Annotated in this window: 7 protein-coding genes; 3 read left to right on the forward strand and 4 right to left on the reverse strand. The window is 65.3% G+C overall.

Going from position 1 to position 5056, the window contains the following annotated elements; all coding sequences use genetic code 11:
* Together obgE and JHC57_RS21060 are read right to left on the reverse strand one after the other, a co-directional pair.
* A partial coding sequence (obgE, locus tag JHC57_RS21055) for a GTPase ObgE (RefSeq protein ID WP_294032537.1) occupies window positions 1-867 on the reverse strand: 867 nt, incomplete at its 3' end.
* A 43-nt stretch (window positions 868-910) separates the two neighbouring features.
* Window positions 911-1519 carry a TetR family transcriptional regulator gene (locus tag JHC57_RS21060; protein WP_294032538.1) on the reverse strand — a complete coding sequence of 203 codons (609 nt, stop codon included), beginning with the start codon at window positions 1517-1519 and terminating at the stop codon, window positions 911-913.
* Window positions 1520-1575: 56 nt separating this feature from the next.
* Between JHC57_RS21060 and JHC57_RS21065 the strand changes: the two genes are divergently transcribed.
* The 3 genes from JHC57_RS21065 to JHC57_RS21075 all read left to right on the forward strand — a co-directional run bounded on the left by JHC57_RS21065 (window position 1576) and on the right by JHC57_RS21075 (window position 3836).
* The gene (locus JHC57_RS21065) at window positions 1576-2466 is read left to right on the forward strand and encodes a metal-dependent hydrolase (RefSeq protein ID WP_294032539.1); all 891 of its coding nucleotides are present in this window, start codon (window positions 1576-1578) and stop codon (window positions 2464-2466) included.
* A gap of 259 nt (window positions 2467-2725) precedes the next feature.
* Window positions 2726-3274, forward strand: coding sequence for a hypothetical protein (locus tag JHC57_RS21070; RefSeq protein WP_294032540.1), 549 nt, complete (start codon window positions 2726-2728; stop codon window positions 3272-3274).
* A 31-nt stretch (window positions 3275-3305) separates the two neighbouring features.
* The gene (locus JHC57_RS21075; RefSeq protein ID WP_294032541.1) at window positions 3306-3836 is read left to right on the forward strand and encodes a GNAT family N-acetyltransferase; all 531 of its coding nucleotides are present in this window, start codon (window positions 3306-3308) and stop codon (window positions 3834-3836) included.
* Here the strand turns inward: JHC57_RS21075 and JHC57_RS21080 are convergent.
* Both JHC57_RS21080 and JHC57_RS21085 read right to left on the reverse strand, forming a co-directional pair.
* Complete coding sequence (locus JHC57_RS21080) at window positions 3833-4279, reverse strand: NfeD family protein (protein WP_294032542.1); 447 nt, start codon at window positions 4277-4279, stop codon at window positions 3833-3835. The two genes, JHC57_RS21075 and JHC57_RS21080, sit on opposite strands and share 4 nt — an antisense overlap.
* Window position 4280: 1 nt before the next feature.
* Window positions 4281-5056, reverse strand: a 776-nt coding sequence (locus tag JHC57_RS21085; RefSeq protein ID WP_294032543.1) for a stomatin-like protein, incomplete at its 5' end; no start/stop codon positions are given.

Raw genomic sequence — 5056 nt, forward strand, 5'->3', positions numbered from 1 at the left:
CAGCTCGTCGTCGAGCGTATCGGTCTTGTTGAGCGCGACGATCACCGGCTTGTCGATCAGGTCGGCGCCATAGGCTTCCAGCTCGTCGCGGACGATGCGGTAGCTCGTTGCGACATCCTCGTCATTCGCGTCGACGAGGTGGAGCAGCACGCGGCAGCGTTCGATATGGCCGAGGAAACGATCGCCGACCCCGGCGCCTTCGGCGGCGCCCTGAATGAGGCCCGGGATGTCGGCGATGACGAACTCATTCCCCTTGTGGCTGACGACGCCGAGCTGCGGGCGGAGCGTCGTGAAGGCATAGGCGCCGACCTTCGCCTGCGCATTGGTCACCGCGTTGATGAAGGTCGACTTGCCCGCGTTGGGCAGGCCGACCAGGCCGGCATCGGCGAGCAGCTTGAGGCGCAGCCACACCCACATTTCTTCGCCGGGCCAGCCCGGACCGTGCTGGCGCGGCGCGCGGTTGGTCGAGGTCTTGTAGCTCGCATTGCCGCGGCCGCCGTCGCCCCCGCGCAGGAAATGGATACGTTCGCCCTCTTTGGTGAGGTCGGCAAGCAGGCTGCGCTCCTCGTCGTCGTCGAGGATCTGGGTTCCGATGGGGACTTGGATGACGAGATCGGGGCCGCCCGCGCCGGTGCGGTCGCGACCCGCGCCGGGCGTGCCGCGCTTCGCCTTGAAATGCTGGGTGTAGCGAAAGTCGATCAGCGTGTTGAGACCGGCGACGGCTTCGAAAACGATATCGCCGCCCTTGCCGCCGTTGCCGCCGTCGGGGCCACCATATTCGACATATTTCTCGCGCCGGAACGACACGGCGCCGGGGCCGCCATCGCCGGACTTGATGAAGATCTTGGCTTGGTCGAGGAAATGCATCGCCGCCCTTTAGGGAAAGCGGCGCGATTTGGCTAGGTTCGCGTCAATCCTGCGGCTTGCCGCCCTGCTCGGCCCAGAATTTGGCGATCCGACCGGTGATGAGTTCGGTCGCGAGTACGCGCGACGTGTCGCGCGGCAGGTCGAGCGCTTCGGCCATCGGCCCGCCGAGCTGTGCGTCGCCGAGCGCCATGAGCACCAGCGCCAGCGTATCCTCGTGCATCAGGCGCTTTTCGTGCGCGTCGGGCGCCATGCCGTCGATCAGGCGGTGGATCGCGTCGACGATCGGGTCGAGCGCATCGTCGTTGCCCGTTGCCGCCATCCACGTCGCAAGCGCGCCCGCGCCGCCGCTGTTGAACGCGTCGAAGGCAAGATCGACGATCTCGCGGACATTGCGTTCGCCCGGAGCCGATTCGGCCATTTTCCTGCCGATCGTCGCGCATACGGTTTCGGCCTGATAGGCAGCGAGCGCCTTTTGCAGCCCGGCGGCGCTACCGAAATGGTGGAGCAGGTTCGCGTGGGTGCGGTCGATGCGCGCCGCGACGGCCTTCAACGTCACCGCCGCCGGCCCCATTTCGACCAGAATCTGGCGCGCAGCCTCCAGTGCTGCCGAACGGCTTTCCTCGGGACTCAAACGTTTCTTCACTATTGACATATATGTAAGTAAACCCTATTGCTGGCCCGTCTCCCCTTTTCGACGGTATGCGCCATATGTCCAGCCTTTCCGGGTCGCCGACCCCCGCCGATCTGTCGATCACCCCGCGCGACATGCGCTTCGGCCGCGACGACCGGCAGGGCCGCTGGTGGCTGAACGGCGATCCGATCGCCTCGGCCTTCCACACCGCGCTTTCGGTTACCTTCCCGCGCGGCGAGGCGATGTTCATCGAGGCGGTGAAGGCGCACCGCGACGGTGTGCCCGACAAGCTGGCGCGCGAAATCCGCGCCTTCACCCAGCAGGAAGTGATCCACAGCCGCGAGCATGTCGTCTTCAACAGGAAGGCGGCGGAAGCGGGATACGATCTCTCGGAGCTCGAGGACGACGTCAATCAGGTGCTCGACCTCATCAAGACGCGGCCGCAGATCGTCAACCTGATGGCGACGATCGCGCTCGAACATTATACCGCGATGATGGCGGCGGTGATGCTGCGTGACGAGAAAATGTACGCCGGCGCCGAACCCGAATGGGCCGCCTTGTGGAAATGGCACGCGATCGAGGAGATCGAGCACAAGGGCGTCGCCTACGACACCTGGCTGCACGCGACGAAGGACTGGAGCCGCTTCAAGCGCTGGCGCGCCAAGTCGCTGATGATGCTGCTGGTCACCACGCGTTTCTGGCCGAAGCGTGTGAAGGGGATGAAGGCGCTGCTGAAGCAGGACGGCCTGACCGGCTGGCGTGTCACGGCGCGCATCTGGTGGTATCTGCTCGGCACGCCCGGCGTGCTGCGCAAGAGCTTCTTTCCCTGGCTTTCCTATTTCATGCCGGGTTTCCACCCTTGGAACCACGACGACCGGTCGCTGATCAAGAAATATGAAAGCGACTATGCCGACGCGATCATGCCCGCGCATTCGTCGAAACCCGAACTGGCTGCAGCGGCAGCCTAGTCCTCGCGAAAGCGCGATCCGGGACGGTTCTCTCTCCCCTCCTTCGGATCGCGCCTTCGTGGGGGCGTCCTGTCTGCGGCCGGCACGAGCGTCGCGGCGTCGACATCACGCCATCCTGTCATCATGCTCGCCGGGATGACGGATAAGGGAACGACAGCTCACCACCACCAAGGCAGAATACGCTGAGCGCATATGCCGGCTGGACTAGGCCATCCTCCTCCCATATCTCCCGGCGGGTGGAGGGACCATGCAGCCACATATGACCGCGGCCGAAATCACGCAGTTCGAACTGCAGCTCGCGGGGCTTTCCTCGCTGCTCGAATTCGGGTGCGGTGGCAGTACGGCGGTGGCGGCACGGCAGGTTCGCCGGATCGTCAGCGTCGACAGCGACCCTGGCTGGCTCGCCCGGGTCCACGCCGAAGTGACGCGCGAGGCGGTCGAATTCACCCCCGTCCACATCGACATCGGCCCCGTTGGCGAATGGGGTTATCCCCTCGATGAAAGCCGGCTTCGCGATTGGCCGCGCTATCACACGCATATCTGGCGCGTCATGGGAGGCAGCCCCGACGCCGTGCTGATCGACGGGCGTTTTCGGGTCGCCTGCCTGTTGCAGGCGATCATTCACTGCAAGCCCGACTGCGTCTTCCTGTTCCACGACTTCAACGATCGGCCGCAATATCATGCCGTGCTGCGTCACGTGGACGTGCTGACGCGCGTCGATACGCTCGGCGTCCTGCGTGCAAAGCAGCAGGTCGACGGCAAGGCGGTACTCCACGACCTGTTCGACCATTATCTGAACCCCGATTGACCCGCCGGCCGCGCTTGGGCACACCCGCGCCATGCTCAGCATCGCTCCCCTCATCGAAACCGGCCGCCTGCGTCTGCGCCCCGGGCGCCTCGCCGACAAGGACACGCACATCGCGATGTGGGCCGACGAACGCGTCACGCGCTTCATCGGCGGCGAGCCGCGGGCGCCCGACGTCAGCTGGGGCAAGTTCCTGAGTTCGGCCGGACTCTGGCCGGTGATGGGCTTCGGCTATTGGGTCTTCGCCGACCGGACGAGCGACGCACTGATCGGCATGGGCGGGCTTAGCTATTTCTGCCGGGGCATCCCCGAGCTCGAAGGGCAACCCGAAGCGGGCTGGGCGTTCGACGCCGACCATTGGGGCGCCGGCTATGCGACCGAGGCGATGACCGCGGCGCTGGGTTGGGCCGATGCCAATCTCGATGCGAAGGAAGTGCGCTGCATCATCGACCTCGGCAACGACGCGTCGGAGCGTGTCTCGGCCAAGCTGGGATTCCGGCGCATCGGCGACAGCGATGCGCTGGGGCACGTCGTTGCGATCTACGCGCGGCCGCGGGGCGGCTAGACGGCCTCGACCAACAGCACGCCGCCATCGGCGCTGACGACACGCACCTTGCTCCCCTCGGCGGCATCGGGGCCGCGCACCGGCCATTCGCCGTCGCCGACCTTGGCGCGGCCGCGCCCGTCCTCGATCGCCCGGGTCAGCGTGAGTATTTCACCGACAAGGCGATTGGCCCGCTGGTTCAGGTGCGGGTCCGCGCTTGTGATCGGATTGGCCTTGAGCCAGCGCCTTGCGCCGTAAAGCGCGGCGAAGGAGAGGATGCCGAAGATACCGAGCTGCAACGGCACGCCGAGCGGGACGATCCATGCGATGACGCCGGTCGCGATCGCGGCTGCACCGATCCAGATAAGGAAAAACCCCGGCGCGACGATCTCGGCGGCCGCGAGCAGGATGCCGATCGAAAGCCAGATCCAGTGCGGCTCCATATTGGTCAGCCAGTCGGGCATGTCAGCCTCCCTTGCGTTCGAGCGCATCCTTGGCGAGTTCGCCGATGCCGCCCAGGGTGCCGATCAGCTGCGTCGCTTCGACCGGGAAGAGGATCGTCTTGCTGTTCGGGCTCGTCGCGAACTGGCCGACCGCCTCGACATATTTCTGCGCGATGAAGTAGTTGATCGCCTGCGCATTGCCGCTGGCGATCGCGTCCGACACCATCTGCGTCGCCTTCGCTTCGGCCTCGGCCTCGCGCTCGCGGGCTTCGGCGTCGCGGAAGGCGGCTTCGCGGCGGCCTTCGGCTTCGAGGATCTGGCTCTGCTTCTGGCCCTCGGCGCGGAGGATTTCCGAAGCGCGGCTGCCCTCGGCTTCGAGGATGTTCGCGCGCTTTTCACGTTCGGCCTTCATCTGTCGCGCCATCGCGTTCGAAATGTCGGCGGGCGGGCGGATGTCCTTGATCTCGACGCGCGTGATCTTCACGCCCCACGGCGTCGTCGCATCGTCGACGACATGCAGCAACCGCGCGTTGATCTCGTCGCGCTTCGACAATGTCTCGTCGAGATCCATCGAGCCCATCACGGTACGCAGGTTCGTCGTCGTCAGATTCATGATCGAGAGATAAAGGTCGCTGACCTCATAGGCGGCCTTCGCGGCGTCGAGCACCTGGAAGAAAACGACGCCGTCGACCGCGACCATCGCATTGTCCTTGGTGATGATTTCCTGTCCGGGAATGTCGAGTACCTGTTCCATCATGTTCACCTTGCGACCGACGCGGTCGAAGATCGGCATGATGA

Source organism: Sphingopyxis sp. (assembly GCF_016463645.1).
Classification (GTDB): Bacteria; Pseudomonadota; Alphaproteobacteria; order Sphingomonadales; family Sphingomonadaceae; genus Sphingopyxis.